Source organism: Brachybacterium sp. P6-10-X1 (assembly GCF_001969445.1).
GTDB lineage: Bacteria > Actinomycetota > Actinomycetes > Actinomycetales > Dermabacteraceae > Brachybacterium.
Window position 1 is genome coordinate 2,378,042 of the sequence record NZ_CP017297.1, and the last position, 22,756, is coordinate 2,400,797.

At 70.1% G+C, this 22,756-nt stretch carries 21 protein-coding genes; 12 read left to right on the forward strand and 9 right to left on the reverse strand.

The genetic code is table 11. The features are described from left to right. Nucleotides 1-3: 3 nt before the first annotated feature. The gene (locus BH708_RS10765; protein WP_157235883.1) at nucleotides 4-924 is read right to left on the reverse strand and encodes an ABC transporter permease; all 921 of its coding nucleotides are present in this window, start codon (nucleotides 922-924) and stop codon (nucleotides 4-6) included. Nucleotides 925-1,210: 286 nt separating this feature from the next. Here BH708_RS10765 and BH708_RS10770 point away from each other — a divergent pair, with 286 nt between their 5' ends. Beyond that, on the forward strand, nucleotides 1,211-2,635 hold the full coding sequence (locus BH708_RS10770; RefSeq protein ID WP_076808600.1) for a hypothetical protein: 1,425 nt from the start codon (nucleotides 1,211-1,213) through the stop codon (nucleotides 2,633-2,635). Nucleotides 2,636-2,651: 16 nt separating this feature from the next. Here BH708_RS10770 and BH708_RS10775 read toward each other — a convergent pair whose 3' ends face one another. Then, nucleotides 2,652-3,935 carry an erythromycin esterase family protein gene (locus BH708_RS10775; RefSeq protein WP_076808602.1) on the reverse strand — a complete coding sequence of 428 codons (1,284 nt, stop codon included), beginning with the start codon at nucleotides 3,933-3,935 and terminating at the stop codon, nucleotides 2,652-2,654. Nucleotides 3,936-4,056: 121 nt separating this feature from the next. Between BH708_RS10775 and BH708_RS10780 the strand changes: the two genes are divergently transcribed. Next, nucleotides 4,057-4,701: a TetR/AcrR family transcriptional regulator gene (locus BH708_RS10780; RefSeq protein ID WP_076808604.1), complete on the forward strand. Its 645-nt coding sequence runs from the start codon at nucleotides 4,057-4,059 to the stop codon at nucleotides 4,699-4,701. 112 nt (nucleotides 4,702-4,813) lie between these two features. On the opposite strand, the gene BH708_RS10785 is transcribed toward BH708_RS10780, so the two are convergent. Then, nucleotides 4,814-6,007, reverse strand: a complete 1,194-nt coding sequence (locus tag BH708_RS10785) for an FAD-dependent monooxygenase (RefSeq protein WP_076808605.1) — start codon at nucleotides 6,005-6,007, stop codon at nucleotides 4,814-4,816. Next, the gene (locus tag BH708_RS10790; RefSeq protein ID WP_076808607.1) at nucleotides 6,004-6,612 is read right to left on the reverse strand and encodes a TetR/AcrR family transcriptional regulator; all 609 of its coding nucleotides are present in this window, start codon (nucleotides 6,610-6,612) and stop codon (nucleotides 6,004-6,006) included. The genes BH708_RS10785 and BH708_RS10790 overlap by 4 nt, the downstream gene beginning before the upstream one ends. 163 nt (nucleotides 6,613-6,775) lie before the next feature. Between BH708_RS10790 and BH708_RS10795 the strand changes: the two genes are divergently transcribed. Next, nucleotides 6,776-8,404 (forward strand): amidohydrolase, encoded by a 1,629-nt coding sequence (locus BH708_RS10795; protein ID WP_076808610.1) that lies wholly within the window; start codon nucleotides 6,776-6,778, stop codon nucleotides 8,402-8,404. A gap of 148 nt (nucleotides 8,405-8,552) precedes the next feature. Here BH708_RS10795 and BH708_RS10800 read toward each other — a convergent pair whose 3' ends face one another. Continuing rightward, nucleotides 8,553-8,894 carry a DUF86 domain-containing protein gene (locus BH708_RS10800; protein ID WP_076808612.1) on the reverse strand — a complete coding sequence of 114 codons (342 nt, stop codon included), beginning with the start codon at nucleotides 8,892-8,894 and terminating at the stop codon, nucleotides 8,553-8,555. Beyond that, nucleotides 8,891-9,220, reverse strand: a complete 330-nt coding sequence (locus BH708_RS10805; RefSeq protein ID WP_076808613.1) for a nucleotidyltransferase family protein — start codon at nucleotides 9,218-9,220, stop codon at nucleotides 8,891-8,893. The genes BH708_RS10800 and BH708_RS10805 overlap by 4 nt, the downstream gene beginning before the upstream one ends. A gap of 314 nt (nucleotides 9,221-9,534) precedes the next feature. Between BH708_RS10805 and BH708_RS10810 the strand changes: the two genes are divergently transcribed. Beyond that, nucleotides 9,535-9,744, forward strand: a complete 210-nt coding sequence (locus tag BH708_RS10810; protein ID WP_076808615.1) for an amidohydrolase family protein — start codon at nucleotides 9,535-9,537, stop codon at nucleotides 9,742-9,744. Between the two features lie 33 nt (nucleotides 9,745-9,777). Then, nucleotides 9,778-10,293, forward strand: coding sequence for a gamma carbonic anhydrase family protein (locus tag BH708_RS10815; protein ID WP_076808617.1), 516 nt, complete (start codon nucleotides 9,778-9,780; stop codon nucleotides 10,291-10,293). A 113-nt stretch (nucleotides 10,294-10,406) separates the two neighbouring features. Here the strand turns inward: BH708_RS10815 and BH708_RS10820 are convergent, their stop codons facing one another. Next, nucleotides 10,407-10,664 carry a metal-sensitive transcriptional regulator gene (locus tag BH708_RS10820; RefSeq protein WP_076808618.1) on the reverse strand — a complete coding sequence of 86 codons (258 nt, stop codon included), beginning with the start codon at nucleotides 10,662-10,664 and terminating at the stop codon, nucleotides 10,407-10,409. Nucleotides 10,665-10,804: 140 nt separating this feature from the next. Between BH708_RS10820 and BH708_RS10825 the strand changes: the two genes are divergently transcribed. The 7 genes from BH708_RS10825 (at nucleotide 10,805) to BH708_RS10850 (ending at nucleotide 19,371) form a co-directional block, all read left to right on the forward strand. Beyond that, nucleotides 10,805-12,244, forward strand: coding sequence for a rhodanese-like domain-containing protein (locus BH708_RS10825; RefSeq protein ID WP_076808621.1), 1,440 nt, complete (start codon nucleotides 10,805-10,807; stop codon nucleotides 12,242-12,244). 669 nt (nucleotides 12,245-12,913) lie between these two features. Continuing rightward, nucleotides 12,914-13,927: a sugar ABC transporter permease gene (locus BH708_RS10830; protein ID WP_216639463.1), complete on the forward strand. Its 1,014-nt coding sequence runs from the start codon at nucleotides 12,914-12,916 to the stop codon at nucleotides 13,925-13,927. Beyond that, on the forward strand, nucleotides 13,924-14,259 hold the full coding sequence (locus tag BH708_RS20355) for a hypothetical protein (protein ID WP_253705305.1): 336 nt from the start codon (nucleotides 13,924-13,926) through the stop codon (nucleotides 14,257-14,259). The genes BH708_RS10830 and BH708_RS20355 overlap by 4 nt, the downstream gene beginning before the upstream one ends. Nucleotides 14,260-14,327: 68 nt before the next feature. Then, a complete protein-coding gene (locus BH708_RS20360) occupies nucleotides 14,328-14,876 on the forward strand; it encodes a carbohydrate ABC transporter permease (protein WP_253705306.1) in 549 nt (182 codons plus the stop codon). A gap of 91 nt (nucleotides 14,877-14,967) precedes the next feature. Further along, complete coding sequence (locus tag BH708_RS10840) at nucleotides 14,968-16,599, forward strand: extracellular solute-binding protein (protein ID WP_076808623.1); 1,632 nt, start codon at nucleotides 14,968-14,970, stop codon at nucleotides 16,597-16,599. After that, nucleotides 16,596-18,296: an arylsulfatase gene (locus BH708_RS10845; RefSeq protein WP_076808625.1), complete on the forward strand. Its 1,701-nt coding sequence runs from the start codon at nucleotides 16,596-16,598 to the stop codon at nucleotides 18,294-18,296. Before BH708_RS10840 ends, BH708_RS10845 begins: the two co-directional genes overlap by 4 nt. 43 nt (nucleotides 18,297-18,339) lie before the next feature. After that, nucleotides 18,340-19,371: a LacI family DNA-binding transcriptional regulator gene (locus tag BH708_RS10850; protein WP_172805755.1), complete on the forward strand. Its 1,032-nt coding sequence runs from the start codon at nucleotides 18,340-18,342 to the stop codon at nucleotides 19,369-19,371. Nucleotides 19,372-19,410: 39 nt separating this feature from the next. Here the strand turns inward: BH708_RS10850 and BH708_RS10855 are convergent, their stop codons facing one another. Together BH708_RS10855 and BH708_RS10860 are read right to left on the reverse strand one after the other, a co-directional pair. After that, complete coding sequence (locus BH708_RS10855; protein ID WP_076808629.1) at nucleotides 19,411-20,922, reverse strand: sodium:solute symporter; 1,512 nt, start codon at nucleotides 20,920-20,922, stop codon at nucleotides 19,411-19,413. Nucleotides 20,923-21,418: 496 nt separating this feature from the next. Next, the gene (locus BH708_RS10860) at nucleotides 21,419-22,693 is read right to left on the reverse strand and encodes a Fic family protein (RefSeq protein ID WP_076808631.1); all 1,275 of its coding nucleotides are present in this window, start codon (nucleotides 22,691-22,693) and stop codon (nucleotides 21,419-21,421) included. Nucleotides 22,694-22,756: the final 63 nt, after the last annotated feature.

Consider the following 22,756-nt stretch of genomic DNA (forward strand, 5'->3'; position numbering starts at 1 on the left):
CGCTCAGACCTTTCCGTACCAGGGGGTCAGGCGGTTCCCGACCAGCCGGATGCAGCCGTCGAGGGCGACCGCCACCAACCCGATGACGATGATGCACGCGATCGTGAGGTCCGTGTTCAAGCGGGTGCCGGAGATGTAGGCGAGGCCGCCGATGCCGGGGATGCCGTTGTTCAGCTCTGCGGCGACCACGGTGGTCCAGGCGAAGCCGATGGCCAGGCGCACGCCGGAGAGGATCGAGGCGGTCGCGGCCGGCAGCACCACGAAGCGGCCGATCCCCGTCGGACCGGCGCCCATGGACCGGGCGGCCAGGACGTAGTCCTCCCGCACCCCGCGCACCCCGTCGATGGTGGCGATGACGATGGGCGGGAACGCCGCCAGGAACAGCAGCAGGTACTTGGAGGTGTCGCCGATCCCGACCCACACGATGATCAGCCCGATGTAGCCCAGCGGGGGCAGGGCGCGCAGGAAGTTGAGGTACGGGGCCAGCGCCGTGTTCGCCGGCTCCCACATGCTCATGAGGAAGCCCAGCAGGATGCCGCAGACGGCGCCGAGGGCCACGCCCACGCCGATGCGCTGCAGGGAGGCGACCAGGTGCTCCCACAGGTAGTAGTTCTGCACGCCGCAGACGGTGCGCCCGGTGCTCTCGTCGATGACCTGGCACCGGTTCGCGTCGATGAACGCGCCGAGCACGGCCTGGGGGCTGGGCAGGTAGAGCGGGTCGACGAGCTTGATCGCGGTGATCAGCCACCACAGGGCGATCACGCCGACCAGCACCCCGGCCTGGAGCAGGCGGGCGCGCATCCTGCGGCGGGAGCGGCCGCGCCGGGCGGCCTTCGCCACGCGGCGCGAATGCGCTCGGTCGTCCTCGGACCCGGGACCGGCCGGCGCCGAGGCAGGCTCGGTCGCCGTCGCGTCGTTGCTCATGGACCGCTTCCGTTCCTCATTGCTCTCGCTGGTGCGCAGGGTGGACAGTACCGCACCGGTCCCGGCCACCCCAGGATTCCCTGGCGGGGCCTCCCCGAGGATCCGCCGACGGACAGCGCTGTCGCCCGCTGGGAGGGGTGATCGTTACTTGATAGTTCTCTCCCAGGACGCGAGCAGGATGCGCCGACGAACCGGCGACGGAGTACGGTCCCCCTCGACGACGACCACCATGCGCTCCATGCCGCGGCACCCCGGGTGTCCAGGAGGGGCGGCGAGGAGTTCCCGCGTGTCCGCTCTGTTCGGCCTGTCCCTCATCGGTGCCTTCTGCCTGCTCGGCATGGCGGTGCGGCGGTGGATCCCCGCCTTCCGCAGCAACATGGTCCCCGCCTTCGTGATCGCCGGGTTCCTCGGCGCGATCGCCATGAATGTCGGCCTCTCCGGGGTGCTCGAGGGCGTGAACAGTGATCTGTTCGCCCAGCTGACCGCGGTGCTGTTCACCCTGTCGTTCATCTCCATCGGCCTGACCCCGCCGCCGGCGTCGACGAAGACGGACGGCGGCAGGACCCAGAAGGTGCTGCTGCGCGGCGCCTGGGCGATGGGGCTGACGTGGACCTTCGTCTTCGCCGTGCAGGCGCTCGTGGGGGTGGCCGTGGTCGCCACCACCGGCCGCTTCGGGGGCATGGACACGATCTACGGCTTCATGATCCCGTTCGCCTTCGCCCAGGGCCCGGGGCAGGCCGTCACCTTCGCGGGGATCTTCGAGCAGCAGGGCTGGGACAACGCGGTCGACGTCGGCCTCGCCTTCGCCTCCGCCGGCTTCGCCGCCGCCTTCCTGGTGGGCATCCCCTTGGCCAAGTGGGGCATGAGCAAGGGCCTGGCCACCCATTCGATGGGCATCTCCGACTCCGTGAGCAAGGGCTACTTCCGCCAGGACGAGGAGACGGAGTCGATGGGCACGGAGACCACCTTCTCGGGCAACATCGACACCCTCACCGTCCACGCCGCCATGATGGGCGCGGCCTACGTCCTCGCACACGGACTGGCCTGGGTCTTCGGGCACCTCCCCGGGTTCATCGGCGACACCATCAGCGGCATGATGTTCATGAACGGCCTGCTCGCCGCGTACTTCATCCGCTGGGTGATGCGGAAGCTCCAGGTCGAGCACCTGCTGGACCGCCAGATGCAGGCCAAGATCACCGGCGTCACGACCGACTACGTGGTGGTCGCCTCCTTCATGGCCGTCCAGGCCGCCGTGGTCGCCGCCTGGCTGGTGCCGATCCTGGTCACCGTCGTGCTGGTCACCGCGGTCACCGTGGTGCTGGTGTTCGCGATCGGTCAGCGATACGGCAGCGATCACGACTTCGAGCGCACCATGGGCATGTACGGCACGCTGACGGGCACCACGCCGACGGGGCTGGCGCTGGTGAGGATCCTGGACCCGCGCATGCGCACCACCACCATGGCGGAGATGGGGCTGATGAACCTGCCCGAGATGCTCTACATCCCCGCCATGCTCACGATCTCCGCCGCCTTCGCCGGGCAGGTCGGGGTACTCGGCGCCTTCGGCATCATGGCTGCGCTGACGGCCGCCTACTTCCTGATCATGCTGCTCACCCGCTGCTTCGGGAGGCGCACCTGGACGCTGGGCGGCACGGTCGAGGAGGCCGACGAGCGCGAGAAGCGCACCGAGGTCGAGGTGTCGTCCTCGTGAGCGATCTGTTGCGGCCTCAGCCGGCCGGCCGGGTGTGACGCGTCCCCGAGCTCTCGGTGACGCAGCCCAGACCGTCGAAGCTCTCGAACGCCGGCTGCTCGAGAAAGTAGTCGGCCATCCTCATGCGGCCGTAGCGCTCCACGTCCGTCACGACCGGTACTGCGCTCCGCAGGTCAGCCAGAATCCACGGGGCATCCCCGGCGAAGGCGGATTCCACGCAATCCGCTTCCGGCACGGGCTGCGCCGTCTCCCGGAACGGGAACACTCCTGAGCCCTCCAGCCCTGCGGCGTCCGCGACGGCCGTCCGCCCGCCGCGGGCCGTGAGCCCGATCGAGCGGTACTCGTCTCCGAGTGCGGCCGCCAGGTGATAGCCGGCCGGATAGAGCGTCTGACCGTCCTCCCCGCGCTCCGGCGTCTTCTTGATGTGCCAGTTGTGCGCGGCGAGGACGACTTTCGCCGAAGGATCCGACCCGATATGACGCAGGACCGATTCGGCCAGGTAGATGTCGCGGTACGTCGAGGCGATCCCCATGTCCTCGCCGAGGAACGAGCGGTGGACCTGGTCGAGGAGCCATGCACCGCGCAGATGGTGCCTGATCTCCGCGTGCTCCGCCCCGGCGCCGTCGACGCCGCGCTGACTGGTCATGCGGTCGGCGCGGGCGACGAGCTCGCTCAGAGCACTGGTCAGCGCGTCTCGTTCGCCCTCCGGGAGGGTCGCGTAGGCCGCCAGGGCCATGGTCGACAGGCGGTGGTCGTACCGCCCGATGAGCTCCCTCGCGCGATCGAGTGCCGGCGCCGATCCAGGATCCGCCTCCCGCAGGGCGGGCGTGACCTTCGCGATGGCCGGCATCGGGGACCCGATCGAGCCGGGCAGGTCGACTCCCACACAGCGCAGCGCCGGCGTCCCCCGCGCGTTCCACGCCCGCATCCAGCGCAGCGTCTCGTGCAGCTCCGGTGCATCACCCAAGGACATGGCGATCCCCTCCGAGGCGACACGGTCGACGTCACCAGGTCCGCCGGCGACCCACTCGGTCACGACCCGCGCCTCGGTGAACGGTGCTTCGAGCGCGACCACCGTGAAGCCGAGCCGTTCGACGAGGTAGCGCAGCATGCGGTGGCGGACCCGATAGAACTCCGAGACGTGATGGGAGCACTCGCCCAGGGCCACCACGCGGGCGTCCCCGACGAGGTCGGCGACGGGGTCGAGCTCCTCGAGCGGCGCCTCGGGATCGAGCTGCTCCTGGCGCGCACCGTGCTCGGCCAGCCAGTCGGGCAGGGTCATCAAGGCCGACGTCGTCATCAGCCCCTCCTCTCGGGACCACCCCGACCGCAAGGGCCAGGTCACGGACCGTAGCCTCGGGAATCCGTAGGTGTACGGTGTATACTCACGGCACCATATGACCGATCAGGACGGAGCGTCAATGCCTCGCCCGAAGTCCCTCTCCTCCGTCGACATCGCCGCTGCGGCACTGGCCCTGCTCGACTGCGAGGGCTCCGACGCGCTCTCGATACGGCGCGTCTCGCGGCGGCTCGGCGTGAGCCCCATGGCGCTGTACCGCTACGTCGCCGACCGCGAGGAGCTGGATCGGCTGGTCGCCGAACGGATCCTGTCGGACCTCGAGCTCGAGGTGGACGCGGCGCCCTGGCAGCAGCAGGTCGTGGTGCTGGCCGACCGACTGCGCGCGGCGGCCGGCGCCCACCCCGAAGCGATACCCCTTCTGCTGCGTCACCGCCACGACGCTCCGAGCTCCGTGCGGTGGATCGAAACGATGCTCGGCGTCCTCGCCGACGCCGGGTTCCACGGCAGCGGGCGCGTCGTGGCCCAGCGGGCGATCGTGCATCACGTCGTGGGAGCCATCCAGGCACAACGACTGAGCTCGCTGTCCGGCGCAGGGACGGCGTCGTTGGCCGACCTTCCCGCTGCGGAGTTCCCGCACCTGGCCGAGACGGCGCGCATCGCCCGCGCCGTGGACCCGGACGCGGAGTTCCATCGAGGCCTGAGAAGCCTCCTGGAGGGGCTGCGCCAGGAGCAGGGGGCACCGGGCCACGACGCCACGGAGTGCTAGACAGGTCCGAGACCGGACGGACGAGGAGCCGAGCACCCGTGCTCCCTGCCGCGGCAGGGCGCGCCTGCACGGTGAGCCGGGGCCACCACCGACCGCCGTGGCCCCGTCGCGCTCAGGCACCGTGCAGCTGGGCACGGCCGGCCTCGCTCAGCTCGGTGATCGAGCGCGATCCCTTCGGGAAGAGCGACCCGGTCATCAGGCGGTGCAGGCCGGGCAGCGTCATCGCGCGGAAGCCCCAGCGTCGCAGCAGGAGGGTCCTCCGCGACCGTGGCAGGAACACCTCGATGACACGGCCCCGCGCCGCCTCCTGGATCCCGGTCGCCACCGGGCGCCAGCGCCGCTCGTACTCCGCCAGGGCGTCCGGCACCGCGGCCTCCGTCGCGAGCATCTCGGCCAGGAGGTGGGCCCCGGCGATCCCCAGCGAGGCGCCCTGGCCGGCGACCAGCGACACCGCACAGGCGGCGTCGCCCACCAGGGCCACCCGGGCCTCGGTCCAGCGCGGCAGGATGGTCTGGGCGACCTGGTCGTAGTACATCTCCCGCGAGGGCGGGCACCGGGCCAGCACCCGATCGGCCAGCTCGCCCAGGCCGGAGAACTCGCGGCGGATCTCCTCGCGGGCGGCATCCGGGGAGATCTCCGCGTCGGTGCGGTGCACGGTGAAGGCGGCGACCTGCCCGTCGCCGAGCCCGTACAGGCCCAGCTGACGATCGAGGGACTCAGTGAGCACGAACTGTCCGCGGACCTGCTCGAGGACCCCCTCGTCCTCGATCACGAACGCGCTGGTGCGCATCCCGAGGTCGCGCAGGTACTGCGACTCGGGGCCGAACACCGTCGAGCGGATGCGGGAGTGGATGCCGTCGGCGCCGACGATCAGATCAGGCTCGATCACGGTCCCGTCCGAGAGCACGGCCCTCTCCTCGGTGATCTCCTCGACGGTGAGGCCGTAGCGCAGGTCCACGCCGGGCCGGAGCGCCTCGCGCAGCATCTCCTCCAGCGCCGGTCGCATGAGGGACACGATCTGTCCGTCCAGGGCTTTGACGAACACGCCATAGTCGAGACGGACCGTCGTGCGTCCCCGGTCGTCGATGTAGCGGAACTCGCGGACCGCGCTGGCCTTGTCCCGCAGCTGAGGCTCCAGGCCCATGGCGGTGACGGCGTCGAACCCGGGGCCGGAGAAGTCGATCATGTACCCGTGACGGCGCGGGCCTGCCGCGCGCTCGACGAGGGTGACGTCCCAGCCGTGGTGGGTCAGGCGTCCGGCGAGGGTCAGGCCGGCGATGCCGGCTCCGCAGATCAGCGCTTTCATGAGGGCGTGCCGCCTTGGTGGGGGTGGAGGAGCTCGCGCAGCAGCGCGACGGCGTCGGTGGTCGGAAGATCCGGGTCCAGGCCTTTCTGCAGGGCGATGCCGTCCAGGGCGGCGAGGACGACGAGCGCCGTGGCGCCGGGAGCCGGGTTCTCGGCGCGTGCCAGGGCGGATTCCAGCGCGCCGCGGAAGCGCGTCAGCTGCTGGACCAGTTGCTCGCTGAGGACGGGATCCCGGGTGGCGGCGAGGTAGGTCTCGATCACCAGCAGCGAGGTGGGGTCGGCGGCGTCGAACTGCTCGAGCAGGGGCGCGAGCAGCTCCGCCGGGTCCGTGCCGTCGTCGAGCTGGGCGCGGGCTCCCTCGAGGTACTCGCTCACGCGCTCCATGGCCGCCTTCCGCAGCAGCGCCTGCAGGGACTCGAAGTGGTAGTGGACCAGTCCGGAGCGGATCCCGGCGTGGTCGGCGACGCGCCGGGTCGTCACGGCGGTCCAGCCGATCTCCGCGATCAGCGCGGCAGCGGCATCCAGCAGCCGGGCACGTGCAGCCTGGCCGCGCTCGCTGCTGGTGCGCGCCGGGGCATCGACAGATTGGTCAATCGCCTTGGTCATACGCCCAACTGTGGGCGTCCAGGGTGCTTTCGTCAAGGGGCGGGCCCTTCCCCGGTGTCACGGGGTGGCCCTTCCCCGGTCACTCCTCGACCCGACGCCCGGGGGTCGTCGGCCGCATGACAGGATCGACGGCACCCACCCGACCAGACGAAGGACCCTCACCGTGGAGACGCTCTACCATTCCGGCCGCATCCTGACGATGATCGATCAGGACGACGCCCCCGAGGCGGTGGTGGTCCGGGACGGGCTGATCGCCTTCGTCGGAGGCCTCGAGGAGGCGCGGGGGGCGCTCGGGGCCGGGGCCACCGAGGTGGACCTGGACGGGCGCACGCTGATGCCCTCGTTCATCGACTCCCACGGGCATCTGCTGCAGCACGGGGCGCTGTCCTCGCTGGTGGATCTCGAGCATGCCGAGTCCCTCGCCGAGATCATCGCCGCCTTCCGCGAGCGTCTCGCCCAGCGTGACCCGTCGGACGGCTCCCCGCTGATCGGGGCGAAGTACGACCCGAACCTGCTGGCCGAGGGCCGCCACCCCACGCGGTACGACCTCGACGAGGTCTCCACCGAGATCCCGGTGTTCGCGCTCCACCGCAGCATGCACGTCGCCGTCGGCAACTCCGCGCTGGTCGAAGGGGCCGGGCTCACCGCCTCCACCCCCGATCCCGAGGGCGGACGCTTCGGCCGCACCGCCGACGGCACCCCCGACGGCTACGTCGAGGAGCACCCGGCCATGGCCGCGTTCATGCCCGTCCTGGACCCCGATGGGACCGGCGGCCTGCTGCCCGGCGGCGCATCGGACCCCGCGCAGGCGGTGCGGCTGGCGGCGGAGGACTACCTGCGCCACGGCATCACCACCGCCCAGGAAGGCGCCGCCGACCCCACCACCGTGAACGGCCTGGTGGCCGCCGCCCGTGCCGGAGACGTCGCGCTCGACGTGGTCGTCTACCCCGTCGTCCAGACCGGCACCACCGTGTACGACTCCCACCCCGAGCTCGCCGGGGACTACGTCGGCCGACTGCGGCTCGGCGGCTACAAGATGATCCTCGACGGCTCTCCGCAGGCTCGATCGGCCTGGATGAGCGAGCCCTACGAGCCCGTGCCCGGCGACGAGGATCCCGGCTGTGCCTACCCGATCCACACCCCCGTCGAGGTCGAGGAGTTCACGCGCGCGGTCGCCGAGCAGGGCCGCCAGCTCATCGTCCACTGCAACGGGGACGCCGCCGCGGAGCTGTGGGTCTCCACGGTCGAGCGCGTCGGCGCCGAGCACCCGAGGCTGCTTCAGGCCCGCCCGGTGATGATCCACGCCCAGACCGTCCGCGATGACCAGCTGGACCGGATGGCCCCGCTGGGGATGATCGCCTCGATCTTCTCCGTGCACACCTGGTTCTGGGGAGATGTTCACCTGCGCAACTTCGGACCCGTTCGCGGCCGCCGCGTCTCCCCCGCCCGCTCCGCGCTGGACCGCGGTGTGCGCGTCACGCTGCATCAGGACTCCCCCGTCACGCCCCCGGACATGCTGCTGTCGGTCTGGGCGGCCGTGAACCGCATCAGCCGCGCCGGCCGCCCTGTCGGCCTCGAACAGCGCATCTCCACCTGGGAGGCACTGCGCGCCGTCACCACCGACGCCGCCTATCAGTACGGCGAGGAGGACACCAAGGGACTGCTGCGCGAGGGCATGCGCGCCGATCTGGTGATCCTGTCAGCTGACCCTCTGGCGACCGTGTCGCAGGAGCTGCGGGACATCGAGGTGCTGGCGACGATCAAGGACGGGGCGGTCGCGTACGAGGCGTGAGGTGCGCCATCACCGGCTTCCAGGCGCCCAGAAGACACCCGGTTCAGTGGGCGGGAACTGACCATCTTGTCCTGCTCTCGCTCGTGCCACACAAGGTCTCGCCCCCGAATGGGCCACGGCGGTGCTGAGATAGCTGGGGCGGGCCGGCTCAACGCCGGGGCGCACCTGGGGCGCGCAGCGCCTCGGCCAGCGGCGGCAGATGGGTCTCGATGACGTCGCGGACGACATCGACATCGACCCCGAAGTAATGATGCACGAGGATGTTCCGGAAGCCTCGGATCTGCGGCCAGGCGATCTCAGGGTGCGCGTCGGTGATCTCCGACGGCAGGTGGTTCGCGGCCTCACCGATGATCTGGAGATTGCGCTCGATGGCGTCCTCGGCCATCTCGATGAGGTCCGCGTCATCATCGTCGAGCGCGGCGGAATACCGCCGGCAGCGGTCGATCGCCTCCAGGATGTCGGAGATCCTCTGGTCGGGGCCGCGGCTCACAGCGCGACCGCGTCCTCGAGGGCCCGGGCCGAGATCGGCCGCTTGAGCAACTGCGCCGGGAACACGTCGATGTCGTCACGACCGAACAGGGCCCGGGTCTCCTCCATGAGCCCGGAAGCCCGCATGAGCAGGTTCCCGTCGACTGGGTCCATCTCGACGAGGATGTCGATGTCGCTGCCGGCCCTCGCGGTGCCGCGCGCGACGGAACCGAAGAGCCTCGGGCCCGTCGCCCCGTACTTGGCCAGAAGCGCATGGAACTCGTCGCGGCGCGCATCGAGGAGCTCGCGCAGGGCGAGCGTCTCGGGCGTCACGGCGGTCTCGGTCATGCCTCCAGGATACCGGCGCAGCGTCGCGACGGTCCACGGCGGAGGAGAGCGCACGCGGCGTCGTCCGCCGCTCCACTCACCACGGTGCGACATCAGCTGCGCGACAGCACCCCATCACCTCTCCTCCGTCGCTTCCCTTTTATTCTTTATGGTTCCCCGCCGCGTCTCCCCCGCCCGCTCCGCGCTGGACCGCGGTGTGCGCGTCACGCTGCACCAGGACTCCCCCGTCACGCCCCCGGACAGGCTGCTGACGACCTGGGCGGCCGTGAACCGCATCAGCCGCGCCGGGAACCCCCGTCGACCTCGAACAGCGCATCCCCACCTGGGAGGCACTGCGCGCCGTCACCACCGACGCCGCCTACCAGCACGGCGAGGAGGACACCAAGGGACTGCTGCGCGAGGGCATGCGCGCCGATCTGGTGATCCTGTCAGCGGACCCCCTGGCGACCGTGCCGCAGGAGCTGCGGGACATCGAGGTGCTGGCGACGATCAAGGATGGGGAGGTCGCGTACCGTCGGGCGTGACGCTCGTCAGCTGCTGATCAAGGAGGAACGGCCGTGACCACGATCGACTTCGGGGGCGAGACGCCTCAGGTGCCCGAGAGCGCCTGGGTGGCGCCGACCGCCACGCTGATCGGGAAGGTGACGTTGAGCAGGGACTCGAGTGTGTTCTACACCAGCGTGCTGCGCGGAGACATCGACGCGATCACGATCGGCGAGGGCAGCAACCTCCAGGACGGCTGCGTCGCCCACACCGACGCCGGCTACCCCGTGGTGGTCGGCACCGGGGTCTCGGTGGGTCACCGGGCCGTGCTGCACGGCTGCACCATCGAGGACGACGCCCTGATCGGGATGGGGGCCGTGGTGCTCAACGGCGCCCGCGTCGGCGCCGGGTCCCTGGTGGCCGCCGGCGCCGTGGTCACCGAGGGCATGCAGATCCCGCCCGGCTCCCTGGTCGTCGGGGTCCCCGCCAGGATCCGGCGGGAGCTCGACGACGAGGCCCGGGAGGGGCTGCGGGAGAACGCTCGGATCTATGTGGAGCTGGCGGCCCGGCATCGGGAGGCCACGGCCTGAGGACGGCGAGGTCGCCCACCAGGCGTGAGCAGCGCTGCCGACCGCCGCTCACGGCACACCGGGACCGCACGACGGAAGGCCGTCGAGCCGTCGCAGCCCCGGACCCGGCCGCATCACGCCAGCGTGAGGAACAGCTTCTCGAGCTCCTTGCGATCCATCGTCTGCTCGCCGTCGGCCAGGCACTGCTCCATGCCGGTGGCGATGATCGCGAAGCCGGCGCGGTCCAGCGCCTTGGACACCGCGGAGAGCTGGGTGACCACGTCCTTGCAGTCGCGGCCGTCCTCGAGCATGCGGGTGACCGCGGCGAGCTGCCCCTGGGCGCGCTTGAGACGGTTGATGGCCGGAGTGATGGCGTCGGCATCCAGCTCCATGGGACCTCCTGGTGATGATGGACCGGTGTCGCGAGCTTCTACGATATACCCCCAGGGGTGTCTTGCATACCCCGGGGGGTACCGTCTAGTCTCGGGGCATCCGCACCATCCGGGCCCGAGAGGCCCCTGAGGAGGAACCCGTGCTTCTCGAACGCATCCATGACGAGGACCTGTCCCAGACCAGTTACCTGATCGCCTGCCAGGCCAGCGGCGACGCCCTGGTGGTCGACCCCCGCCGTGACATCCAGGAGTACCTGGACCTCGCCGCGAGGCACGGCCTGCGGATCACCGCGGTGACCGAGACCCACCTGCACGCCGACTTCCTCTCCGGCACCCGCGAGCTCGCCGCCGCGACCGGCGCGAGAGCGTACGTGCCCGGCACCGGCGGCGAGGACTGGCAGTACGGCTTCGAGGCCGAGCGGCTGCACGAGGGCGACACCATCACGCTGGGCAACATCACCGTCACCGCCCGCCACACGCCCGGGCACACTCCCGAGCACCTCTCCTATCTCGTCACCGACGGGACGTTCGCCGACGAACCCGGGTACATCCTCACCGGCGATTTCGTCTTCTCCGGGGACGTAGGTCGCCCCGACCTGCTCGACGAGGCCGTGGGCATGCAGGACACCCGCTTCGCCGGGGCGAGGCAGCTCTTCGCCTCGCTGCGGGACGTGTTCCTCGCCCTGCCCGACCACGTGCAGGTCCTCCCCGGCCACGGCGCCGGCTCGGCCTGCGGCAAGGCGATCGGTGCCCTCCCCTCGACCACCGTGGGGTACGAACGCCGCTTCGCCTGGTGGGGCACGCACCTCGCGGCCGGCGACGAGCAGGGCTTCGTCGACGAGCTGCTGGACGGTCAGCCCGACGCGCACGCCTACTTCGCGCGGATGAAGCGCCTGAACCAGCAAGGTCCTGACCTGCTCGGCGAGCGCGGCGCGCCGCGCGAGGTCTCGATCGACGAGCTGGCGCGCGGCCTCGAGGACGGCAGCCTCGCCCTGATCGACACCCGCTCCGTGGACGAGGTCCACGGCGGCACCGTCCCGGGCGCGCTGAACCTCCCGGCGCTCGGCAAGGCCGCCACCCACATCGCCTGGGCCGTCGACCCGGACACGGACGACGCGGAGCTGGTGGTCCTCGCCCGGGATACCGAGCAGGCCCGCGAGTACGGCGACCACTTCGTCCGCGTCGGCGTCGATGCGCTGATCGGATACACCCCGACCCTCGAGGGGCTGCCGTCCGCCGTGCCGTCGATCATCTCGCCCGACGAGCTGCACCAGCAGATACGCAGGTCCGAGGCGGTCCCGCTGGACGTGCGCACCCGGGGCGAGCACGCCGCCGGCACCGTGCCCGGGGCCGGTCAGCTCTCCGCCGGCAAGGTCCTGTTCCACCAGGACCAGCTGCCGTCCCCGGAGACGGGGCGCCTCGTGACCTTCTGTCAGTCCGGGGTGCGCAACTCCGTGGCGGCTTCGGCGCTGCGCCGTGCGGGCCACGAGGTCACCGAGCTGGACGGCAGCTACACCGCGTGGTCCCGATGGACCGCCCAGCAGCACGAGCGGGCCGCAACCGCCGACGACGCCCGCTGACCACCCTCCACCCCACCGGAAGGATCCCCCGATGTGCCGAGCCGCCACTTGCCGCACCTGCGGAAAGACCACCTGGGCCGGATGCGGCCGTCACGTCGATCAGGTGATGCAGGATGTCCCGACCGGCGAGCGCTGCCCCGGTCACGCCGACGCCACCCCCACCAAGGGGTTCTTCGCCCGACTGCTGGGGCGCTGAGGCGGGCGGCATTGCCGCCGCCCCGCTGGCCGGTACGCCCCCGGACGACTGCGAAGGCTCACGGTGCCCCAGCTGCGGCGCTGAGCCCCGCAGCCGCACATCGTGCCCCGGGTCGTCCCGGGCGGACCAGCCGGTGATCCCGTCCTCCCCGGCCCGCCGGAGCTCGGCGCAGCCCTCCCGCATCGCCGCCGCGCGCTCCGCGCTGTGCCGGGGCCGGCTCTCGAGCACCCGGAGCATTCGGGCGCGACAGGAGACCTACAACGTGAGAAGCAACAGACGGCAACCGCTGGTACAGCGCTGTACCAGCCATGAGTATTTCGAGGGCCGGGCCACGAAACGGACGGGCCGTACCGCTGATCGACATCGTCGTGCGATCAGGTGCCGCGCGCTCACGTGTCGGCGACCGGGCAGGAAAGCTTCCGTCTACCGATGCCCCGCACGATGTCGAGCGGTGCACAGGAGGAGCCGTACTCATGACCGTCGACCTCGACCGTCGCATCCCCCCTGACCCCGACCAGCCCCCTGACACCCCCCCGGAGGAGGACCCGTCGCCGCGTCCCCTGGAGCGCCGGGCACCGCAATCGCTGTGGCGGCGCATCCTCCGCGATCGGACCGTCCTACTGCTTGCCGTCCCCGGCATGGTGATCCTCTTCGCCTTCCAGTACTACCCGCTGCTCGGCAACGTCATCGCCTTCCAGGATTTCCGTCCCTTCCTGGGCATCGGCGAGAGCCTCTGGGTCGGCTTCCAGAACTTCAGCATCCTGGTCAGCAACGACCCCGCGTTCCTGAACGCTCTGTGGAACACGTTGATCCTGACGCTCATCCAGTCCGTCTTCGTCTTCCCCATCCCGATCGTCCTCGCCCTGATCCTCAACAGCCTCCTCTCCAACAAGCTGCGGCAGACCATCCAATCGATCCTCTACTTGCCCCACTTCCTGTCGTGGGTGATCGTCGTCGCGGTGTTCCAGCAGGTGCTCGGCGGATCGGGCATGATCAACAACTTCCTGCGCGCGAACGGCCTGGAGACCCTCCACATCATCGGCAATGCCGAGATCTTCAAGCTGCTCCTGACCTCCCAGGTGATCTGGAAGGACACGGGATGGGCGACGATCCTGTTCCTCGCGGTCCTGGCCGGGATCGATCGCAGCCTCTACGAGGCCGCAGCGGTCGACGGTGCCTCGCGATTCCGGCAGATGTGGCACGTGACCCTCCCGGGGATGCGGCCCATCATCATCCTGCTGTTCATCCTGCAGCTCGGTAATTCGCTGAGCGTCGGATTCGAGCAGATCATCCTTCAGCAGCAGGCCGTCGGTATCGACGCGAGCGAAGTGCTGGACACCTACGTCTACAACGAGGGCATCGCCGGTGGCCAATGGGGCACGGCGGCCGCCGTCGGCCTCGTCAAGAGCGCCGTGGGGCTCGTCCTCGTCCTCTCCGCGAACAAGCTCGCCCATGCCTTCGGCGAGCAGGGGGTGTACAAGGCATGACCATCCGCATCGACGACGACCCCGCACAGCCCACCGGAAACCCCCGACCCCGCCGACAGGCGTCCCGCTCCCCCGGGATCCGGGACGGCGCCGGTCCCGTGGAGAAGACGCTCAAAGCAATCATCCTCCTCATCGCCTGCGCCATGGTGGTCGTCCCCTTCATCGGGATCATCTCCACGAGCATCGCACCGGCCGATCAGGTCACCGAGGCCGGAGGGTTCGTGCTCTTCCCCGGGACATCGACCTCACCGCCTACCAGTCGATCCTCTCCGGCGGCGTCGTCACCCGAGCACTCCTGGTCAGCATCTTCGTCACCGGGGTCGGAACGCTGATCAGTCTCATCCTGACCTCGACCCTGGCCTGGGCACTGTCCCGCCGCGGCACCGTTGCCAACAAGCAGATGCTGCTGCTCGTGCTGGTCAGCCTCCTGTTCGCCCCCGGACTGATCCCCACCTATCTGGTGGTGCGACAGTTCAACCTCATCGACAGCCTCTGGGCCCTGATCCTCCCCACCGCGGTCAGCGCCTTCAACGTCATCGTCGTGCGCGCATTCTTCGTGAACCTGCCCGAGGAGCTGATCGATGCCGCCCGCATCGACGGCGCCTCCGAGTGGCAGATCTTCCGCCGCATCGCCCTGCCCCTGTCGAAGGCCGTGCTCGCCGTGGTCGGGCTCTTCTACGGGGTCGGCTACTGGAACGCCTTCTTCAACGCCCTGCTCTACCTCAACGACGCCTCGAAATGGCCCCTGCAGATGGTGCTGCGCACCTACGTCATCAACGGGACCGAGATGGGCACGGCGGAGATGGGCCAGGCGGTCGAAGCCGCGCCGCCCCAGACCACGATCCAGATGGCGATCCTCGTCATCTCCATCGTCCCCATCGTCATCGTCTACCCCTTCCTCCAGCGTCACTTCACCAAGGGCGTCCTCACCGGCGCCGTGAAGGGATGACGAGCTCCGCGCCCACCATGACCGGCCCCGCGCCCACGATGACGGGGCCGGAGCCCACCGCGACACCCCTTCCACCTCTCGGAGGTCTCTCATGACCAAGCACGACATCACCCGTCGCGCCGCGCTCACGGGCGCGGCCGCCGCCGGCGTCGCACTGACCGCGTCCTGCAGCAACGAGGGACGAGGCGGCATCCCCGCTGAGTTCGCGAACGCCCCGGTCCCGCTTCCCACCCACATCCCGTACCAGGGGGTCGACCCCGATCTCCGGGGGGACCCGGACACCGGGCTGATGAACGGATACTTCTCCTATCCCGCCGATCCCGTCACGACGATCTCCGAGCCGCCCGCCGACGGAGACCTGATCTCCGCCCTGGTGCGCACGGACAAGCCCGTCCCTCCGGACGCCTCCCGCAACGCCTTCTGGCAGGAGCTGAACACCCGCCTCGGCTCCGAGCTCGAGCTCAACATCGTCCCGGCCCCCGATTGGGGACAGAAGTTCGCGACCACCGTCGCCGGTGATTCCCTGCCCGAGCTGTTCGCCGTCGCCGGAGGCACCCCGCTGCTTCCTCAGTTCCTCGACGCCTCCGCAGCGGACCTCACCTCGCACCTCTCGGGCAGCGCCGCCGAGGACTACCCGTTCCTCGCGAACATCCCCACCGACACCTGGCGGGAGACGGCCTACAACGGCAAGATCATGGGTGTTCCCGTCCCTCGCGGCGTCATGAGCACGAACATCCTCTACGAGCGCGCCGACCTGCTCGAGAAGAAGGGCATCGACCAGGACCCGCGATCGTTCGACGAGTTCCTCGCGCTGTGCGAAGAGCTCACGGAACCGCAGGAGAACGTCTTCGCGCTCGGATCCGTGCCGCTGGACCTGATCCGCCAGATGCTCGGCATCCCGAACGGATGGGTCGAGGTCGACGGCGCGCTGACCAGCTCCTTCGAAGCCGAGGAGCAGAAGGAGGCCCTGTCCGCCGCACGCAAGCTGGTCGACGCCGGGGTGCTCAACCCCGGGACGTTCGGCTCCCAGTCCAGCGACCGCAAGAGCTGGTTCGGGTCGGGGCGCAACTACTTCATCTTCGACACCTTCTCCGCCTGGCCCCAGTTCCATCAGGCCCAGACCTCCGGCGACCAGTTCGCCATGACTGCGATGCGGACCCCGGGCTTCGATGGTGACCCGGGCAGGGCGTGCGCGTGGTTGGCGAACCCGACGTACGGCATCTCAGCGATCAGGAAGGACGCCGCGGACCGCGTCCAGGCCTTTCTGCGAGTTCTGAACTACCTCGCCGCTCCCTTCGGGACCGCGGAGTACCTCTTCCGCGTCTACGGCATCGAAGGCGTGCACTACACCATGGACGGGAGCGACCCGATGCCCACGGACCGAGGAACCAGCGAGACGGCGCTCGGCTTCCGCTACCTGACCGACGCCCCCTGGCCGATCTACGTACCGGGCAACCGCGACTCGACACAGAACTGGTACGACGCGCAGAAGACGGCCGTGGAGTACGGGGTGCGCGACCCGACCCTCGGGCTCTACTCCGAGACGAGCACCCGGATCGGAGGAAGCATCGGCGGGCGTCTCAACGACCTCACCAACGACATCCTGCAAGGCCGCAAACCGGTCTCCGCGTGGGACGCCGGAGTGGCGAGCTGGCGCCAGAACGGCGGGGACCGGATCCGGGAGGAGCTCGAAGAGGCACGAGCCGATCGGCGGTCCGCGTGAGCACCGAGGTCCCCGCCGCACCGAACATCATCCTCATCCTCGCCGACGACCTGGGTTTCTCCGACCTCGGCTGCTACGGCGGCGAGATCCGCACGCCCCATCTGGACCGGCTGGCCGGCACCGGCTGCACGATGAGCAGCTTCTACAGCACGGCACGCTGCTCACCCTCGCGGGCATCCCTGCTGACCGGGCTGCACCCCCACCAGACCGGGATCGGGATCCTCACCGGCGACACCCTCCCGGCGGGGTATCCCGGCGACCTCGACAGCCGGTGCCTCACCGTGGCGGAGGTGTTGCGCGCACACGGCTACCGCACCAGCGCCGTCGGGAAGTGGCACCTCGCGCGCGACGTCCGCACGCCGAACCAGGCCTGGCCGACGCGGTCCGGATTCGAGCGCTTCTGGGGCCCTCTCGGAGGAGCGTGCAGCTACTTCGCGCCGACCACCATGGCCTGGGACGAGACACCCGTCGAGATCGACGAGCCCGACTTCTACCTCACCGAGGAGCTGGCCCGCCGCGCCGTGCGGGAGGTGATCGACGCACGGGCCGACGGGAGGCCCTTCTTCCTCTACCTGCCGTTCACGGCGCCGCACTGGCCGCTGCACGCCCGCCCGGAGACGATCGACTCCTACCGGGGCGTCTATGATCGCGGCTGGGACGCCGTGCGCCGGGATCGCCTGCGTTCGCAGGAGCGCCGAGGAGCCTTCGAGGGGCAGCGCCCCACCCTCTCGGACCGTGACAGCGACGTCCCCGCCTGGGAGGACGTGGCCGACAAAGCGTGGCAGGCGCGCCGGATGCAGACCTATGCAGCTCAGGTGACCGCGATGGACGACGCTGTCGGCCAGGTCCTGGACACCGTGGAGCGGACCGGGAACCGCGAGAACACGCTGGTGCTGTTCCTGTCGGACAACGGCGGGTGCGCGGAGGAGATCCCGGCAGGCTGGGCCGACGAGATGGTCCCGGTGCCGTACAACCTGCCCCCGCGCGCCCCCGACGGTGCACGGGTCAAGAAGGGCAACGCCCCGTGGGTCGAGCCCGGCCTCCCGGACTCCTTCGCCTCGTACGGCAGGCCGTGGGCCAACGTCTCGAACTCCCCGTTCCGCGAGTACAAGCACTGGGTGCACGAAGGCGGCATCGCGACTCCCCTCATCGCCAGCTGGCCGGCCGGCGGGCTCCGGGCGGGATGGAACCACACCCCGTATCAGCTGACCGACGTGCTCCCGACCGTGCTGGATGCCGTCGGGCTCCCCGAGCCGAGCGGGCTGCCCTCCCCGGTCGGGCCGGGCCCCGAGGGCCGCTCGATGCTCGCCGCATGGCGGGGCGACGCCCCCTCCACGGACCACACCCTGTACTTCGAGCACGAAGGCCACGGAGCGGTCCGGGCGGGTCGGTGGAAGTGCGTGCGCCGGCACGGACACCCCTGGGAGCTGTACGACCTGAGCGGCGACCGCACCGAGACCGTGGATCTGGCTGCGCGGCGACCGGACCTGGTCGAGGCCCTGAGCGCGCGCTGGCACCGGTGGGCCGATCGGTGTGGGGTCAGGGAGCGACAGGCGATCATGGATCAGACGCCCTCAGGATCGCCCGGGGGTCTCATCCAGGACGTCTCCTCGACCTCCCACCTCCGACGCCCGAGCACGGCGCGGCACGGAAGCTGCGAGAGCACCGCACAGCTGCGACGCATCCGGGGCCTGTGAGACGATCCCGGCCCCGCAGCGGGCGGGCCCTACGATGCAGATCGTGACTGACAGACCGCACACCGGCCCTCCACGGATGGCGGACGTCGCGACGGTCGCCGGCGTCTCGATGAAGACGGTCTCCAACGTGATCAACGGGGTCGACAAGGTGTCCGCGCCGACCAGGCAGCGCGTCCTGTCCGCGATCGACGAGATCGGCTACCTTCCCAACCTGTCGGCGCGGAACCTGGCGCGCGGTCGAGCCGGTGTCATCGCGCTCGTGGTCCCCGGACTGGAGCTTCCCTACTTCGCGTCGCTCGCCGGCAAGGTCGTCGAGGCGGCGGAGCGTCGCGGCTGGCTCGTCCTCATCCATCAGACCGGGGGCGATGCCGCGACCGAGCGCGCCGCCCTCGAGGGGAACTTCGCCCAACGCATCGACGGACTCATCGTCAGCTCCCAGACGACGGGACCGGAGGAGCTCGCGGCCCGCGCCTCCACCGTGCCCCTGGTGATGCTGGGGAACCGCGCTTTCGATCCCGGGACCCCGCACGTCGACATCGACAATCACGGCGCCGGGAAGATGGCCGTGCAGCACCTCGTCGCCGGTGGCTGCCGGCGAATCGCCATGATCGGCGCCAGCTCGCTGCTCGCACCGGCACCGAGGACCCAGGGATTCCTGGAGGCCCTGCAGGAGCACGGTCTGCCTCTGCGCCCCGACCTCCTGCGACAGATCCCGGAGAACACCGGGGATGCGGGCGAATCTGCCACGGAGGACCTGCTCGAGTGCGTCGACGAGCTTCCGGACGGGATCGTCGCGATCACGGACTGGGTCGCGCAGGGAGTCATGCGTGCCCTGCTCCGGCACGAGGTGCGGATTCCTCAGGACGTCGCCGTCATCGGATTCGACGACATCCCCTACGCCCGCACCTACTACCCGTCCCTCACGTCGATCGCTCCGGACCGGCGTCAGGTCGCCGCGCGGGCCCTTGATGTCCTGGATCGCCTGATCAGCCACCCGAGCGACCGGGTCGAGGACGTCGAGGCCCGGGCACCTCTGCGGCTCCTGGTCCGCGAGAGCACCCGGACACCGTCCTGAATGACCCGAGCGTGCGTCCCGCGAACGTCGTGGTGCTGCTCAGCGCGGGGAAGCGTCGACCGAGGTGCGGGCCTCGGACACGCCACCGGCCCGGCCCGGGTGCCGCAGCGACAGCAGCCCGCCCACGGCGAAGGTGACGATCACGCCCAGCAGCGGGTACCACTGCCAGGCCACCCACACCTCGCCGATCACGTACTTCTCCATCACGAAGAAGAACGCGTTCACGGCGACGGCGAGGACGAAGGCGATGTCGGCGTCGACCGCTCGCGCCCGCTTGTTCACGATGCCGAAGACGAAGGCGCCCAGCAGTCCGCCGTAGGTGATGCCGGCGACGCCGAGGGCGAGCACCACGATGCTGCCCTCGTCGGAGCGGAAGACGGTCGCCGGGGCGATGAACGCCAGGCCCCAGCCGATCGTCGCCCAGCGGCCGATCCGCAGGCCCTGCGCATCGGTGATCGGGGTCTTCCTGATCTTGGCGACCACATCGGTGACGGTCGAGGAGCTCAGCGCCGACAGCGAGGAGGACAGCGTGGACATCGCGGCGGCGAGGATCCCGGCCAGCAGCAGGCCGGACAGCCCCGGGGGCAGCGCCTCGACGATGAACAGCGGGAAGATCTCGTCGTCCCTGGTCAGCCCGAGCTGGGCCGGGGTGGCCTGCTGGTAGTAGCCCCACAGGGCCAGGCCCACGGCCAGGAAGATCGCGAACTGCACGGTGACGATCACGCCGGAGACGATGATCGCCTTCTGCGCCTCGGCCTTCGAGCGGCACGCCAGCAGGCGCTGGACGACGATCTGGTCGGAGCCGTGGGAGGCCATCGCATAGACCGCGCCGCCCAGCAGGGAGGCGATGAAGGAGTTCTCGCCGCTGATCGGGTTGTCGGCGAACACGAACATCTGCGTCTTGCCGGCCTCCGCGGCCTCGCCCAGCCAGCCGGTGCCGACGGTGGTCACCACGACGATGATCGCGAGGATGCCGCCGAGCACATAGAGCAGCATCTGGACCACGTCGACCCAGACCACGGCGGTGATGCCGCCGATGAAGGTGTACAGGATCGTCACCACGGACAGGATCACGGTGATCGCGAAGTAGCTGAGGTCCACACCCAGGCCCTCGAGGATCACCTTCAGCGGGATCGCGGCGGCGAGCACGCGGATCCCGTCGGCCAGCAGCCGGGTGATGAGGAAGGTGACGCCCGCGGTGGTCTGGGTGCTGGAGCCGAAGCGCTTGCCCAGGTAGGCGTAGGCGGTGACCATCTCGCCGTCGTAGTAGCGCGGCAGCATCAAGAAGGCGACGACGATGCGGCCGAGGATGTACCCGAGCCCCAGCTGGAGATAGGCGATGTTGCCCAGATAGCTCATCACGGGGATGCCGATGACGGTCAGGGCGCTGGTCTCGGTGGCCACCACGGACAGGCACACCGCCCACCACGGCAGGTCGCGCCCGCCCAGGAAGTAGCCCTTCAGCCCGGTCTGTCGGCCGCTGAGCTTCAGCCCCAGCCAGGCGGTGGCGGCCAGGTAGGCCGCGATCACCAGCAGGTCGATGGTCTGCATGTCCGCTCTCCTTCGAGGTCATCGGCAGCTCTGGCGCGCCGCTGTACCGTGTGTACGCCGGGAGGTGCGCGAGATGCGTGCACGACGACGGCGAGCAGTCGCCCATTCGCTCACAGAAGGCGGATCCGGTCAATCCGCAGCGGTCGGTCGCCCGACGTCGTCGGGCGGACTTGCCGGCGTGGCTCTCGCTCTCGCGGAGACCCCGTTCGGTGCCGTGACCATTGTGCAGAACCCCTGGTTCGGCGCAGTGATCGCCCTCGCGGGTCTGCTGTACGCAGCATCGGCCGTCGCGTCGCTGCGTGGCCGACGAAAGCCGCCCGTCCGGGGCTGACCACTTCTCCCGGCCGGCTCAACCTTGTTTGTGACGTCGTCGGCGCCGGGAGCGGGGTGGGATCAAGCAGGCCGGCCGCGAAGCGGGGACGCCGCCCGGCGTCACGGGACCAGAGGGGCGCGTGCAGACGCGAACGCGGGCGGTGGCGGTGGTGCCAGCGGCCTATCAGCTCTGCGGTCTCGCCGGTGAGCCACCGCGAGGAGGGGACTGCCTGGTGTCGAACCTGGTGCTGGCGAGCCGCCGCTCGGCCCAGGTGATCAGATCCAGGACATCTCCCGCGACGAAGGCATGCTTGCCCGCGCCGATCGAGCGCACGGAGAGGATGTCCGCGCTCTGAAGCTCCTCAAGTGCTCGAAGCGCCGCGATGCGCGAAACCCCGTGGATCCTCTGCACCGTCTCCGTCGTGAGCACGGGCGTGCCGACGAGGTCGGCGAGCACCACTGCCGTCGCCGAGTCGCTGCGCAGAGCGCGCTGTGCGCCTCGCTGAGAACGGGACACCGTCAGTCGCTCATCCCATGCGGTACGAACCTCCGCGATCTCGTCGGCGAGCTTCGCGGCCTGCTCGCTCGCCAGTATCGCCACGTCGGCGAAGAAGCGGACCCATCGGTTGCGTCCGGCGGTGTCCTCCGCCTGCTCGCGATACCCCTGGAGATGCTCCACGTAGCTCTCGCGCAGGGTCGACAGGACGAGGCTGATGGGGAGCAGTGCATCCGGCGTCAGCCCTCGGCGAGTGAGAACCGTGTGGATCAGCGCGCGTCCCACTCGACCGTTGCCGTCGGTGAAGGGGTGGATGGTCTCGAACTGCGCATGGACGAGCGCCGCCTGCACGATGGCGGAGTGCGAGGCGCCGTTCATGTACCCGACGAGATCCTGCAGGGCTGGACGGACGCGCTGCGGTGCCGGGGGCACGAAATCTGCGTCCAGAGGGTGCCGGTCAGAGCCCCCGATCCAGTTCTGCACCGTGCGGAGACCGTGATGCAGCGGTTCCTCGGCAAGCAGACCGGCATGGAGGTCGACGATGGCCTCGGCATTGACCGACTCGGCACGTGCGAGGCGCGTGGTGGCGTCGCGCACCAGCGTCATGTTGTTGGCGACGAGCTGCGCCGGTGCGCTGATGCCGCGGACGGTCTCGCTCTGGCCCAGTTCGGCCAGGGCGACCTGTCGGGCGGACGGAGCGATCCCTTCGATGCGGGACGATGCGATGGCCTCCGACCGGAGCAGGAAGCGGGAGATGGCCGGCAGATCCCGACCAAGGTTCGCCGCCCCGCGCACTGCGAGCTCTGCCTGGGCGAGGAGTCTCTCGGTCTCGATGTCGAGCACCAGCGGGTGTCCGACAAGTGGGTCCGTGACGTACGACCGGAACGTCCCGGATCGCCGGTCGCGGCGCGGGACACCGGACAGCGCCTCGTTGTGCCACTCCTGCTCGTCCCAGGCGTTCATGCCATCGCTCCGCTCGTCGGCACGGCCTCTCTGGTTCAGACAGCCCATACCCGAACGGACGAG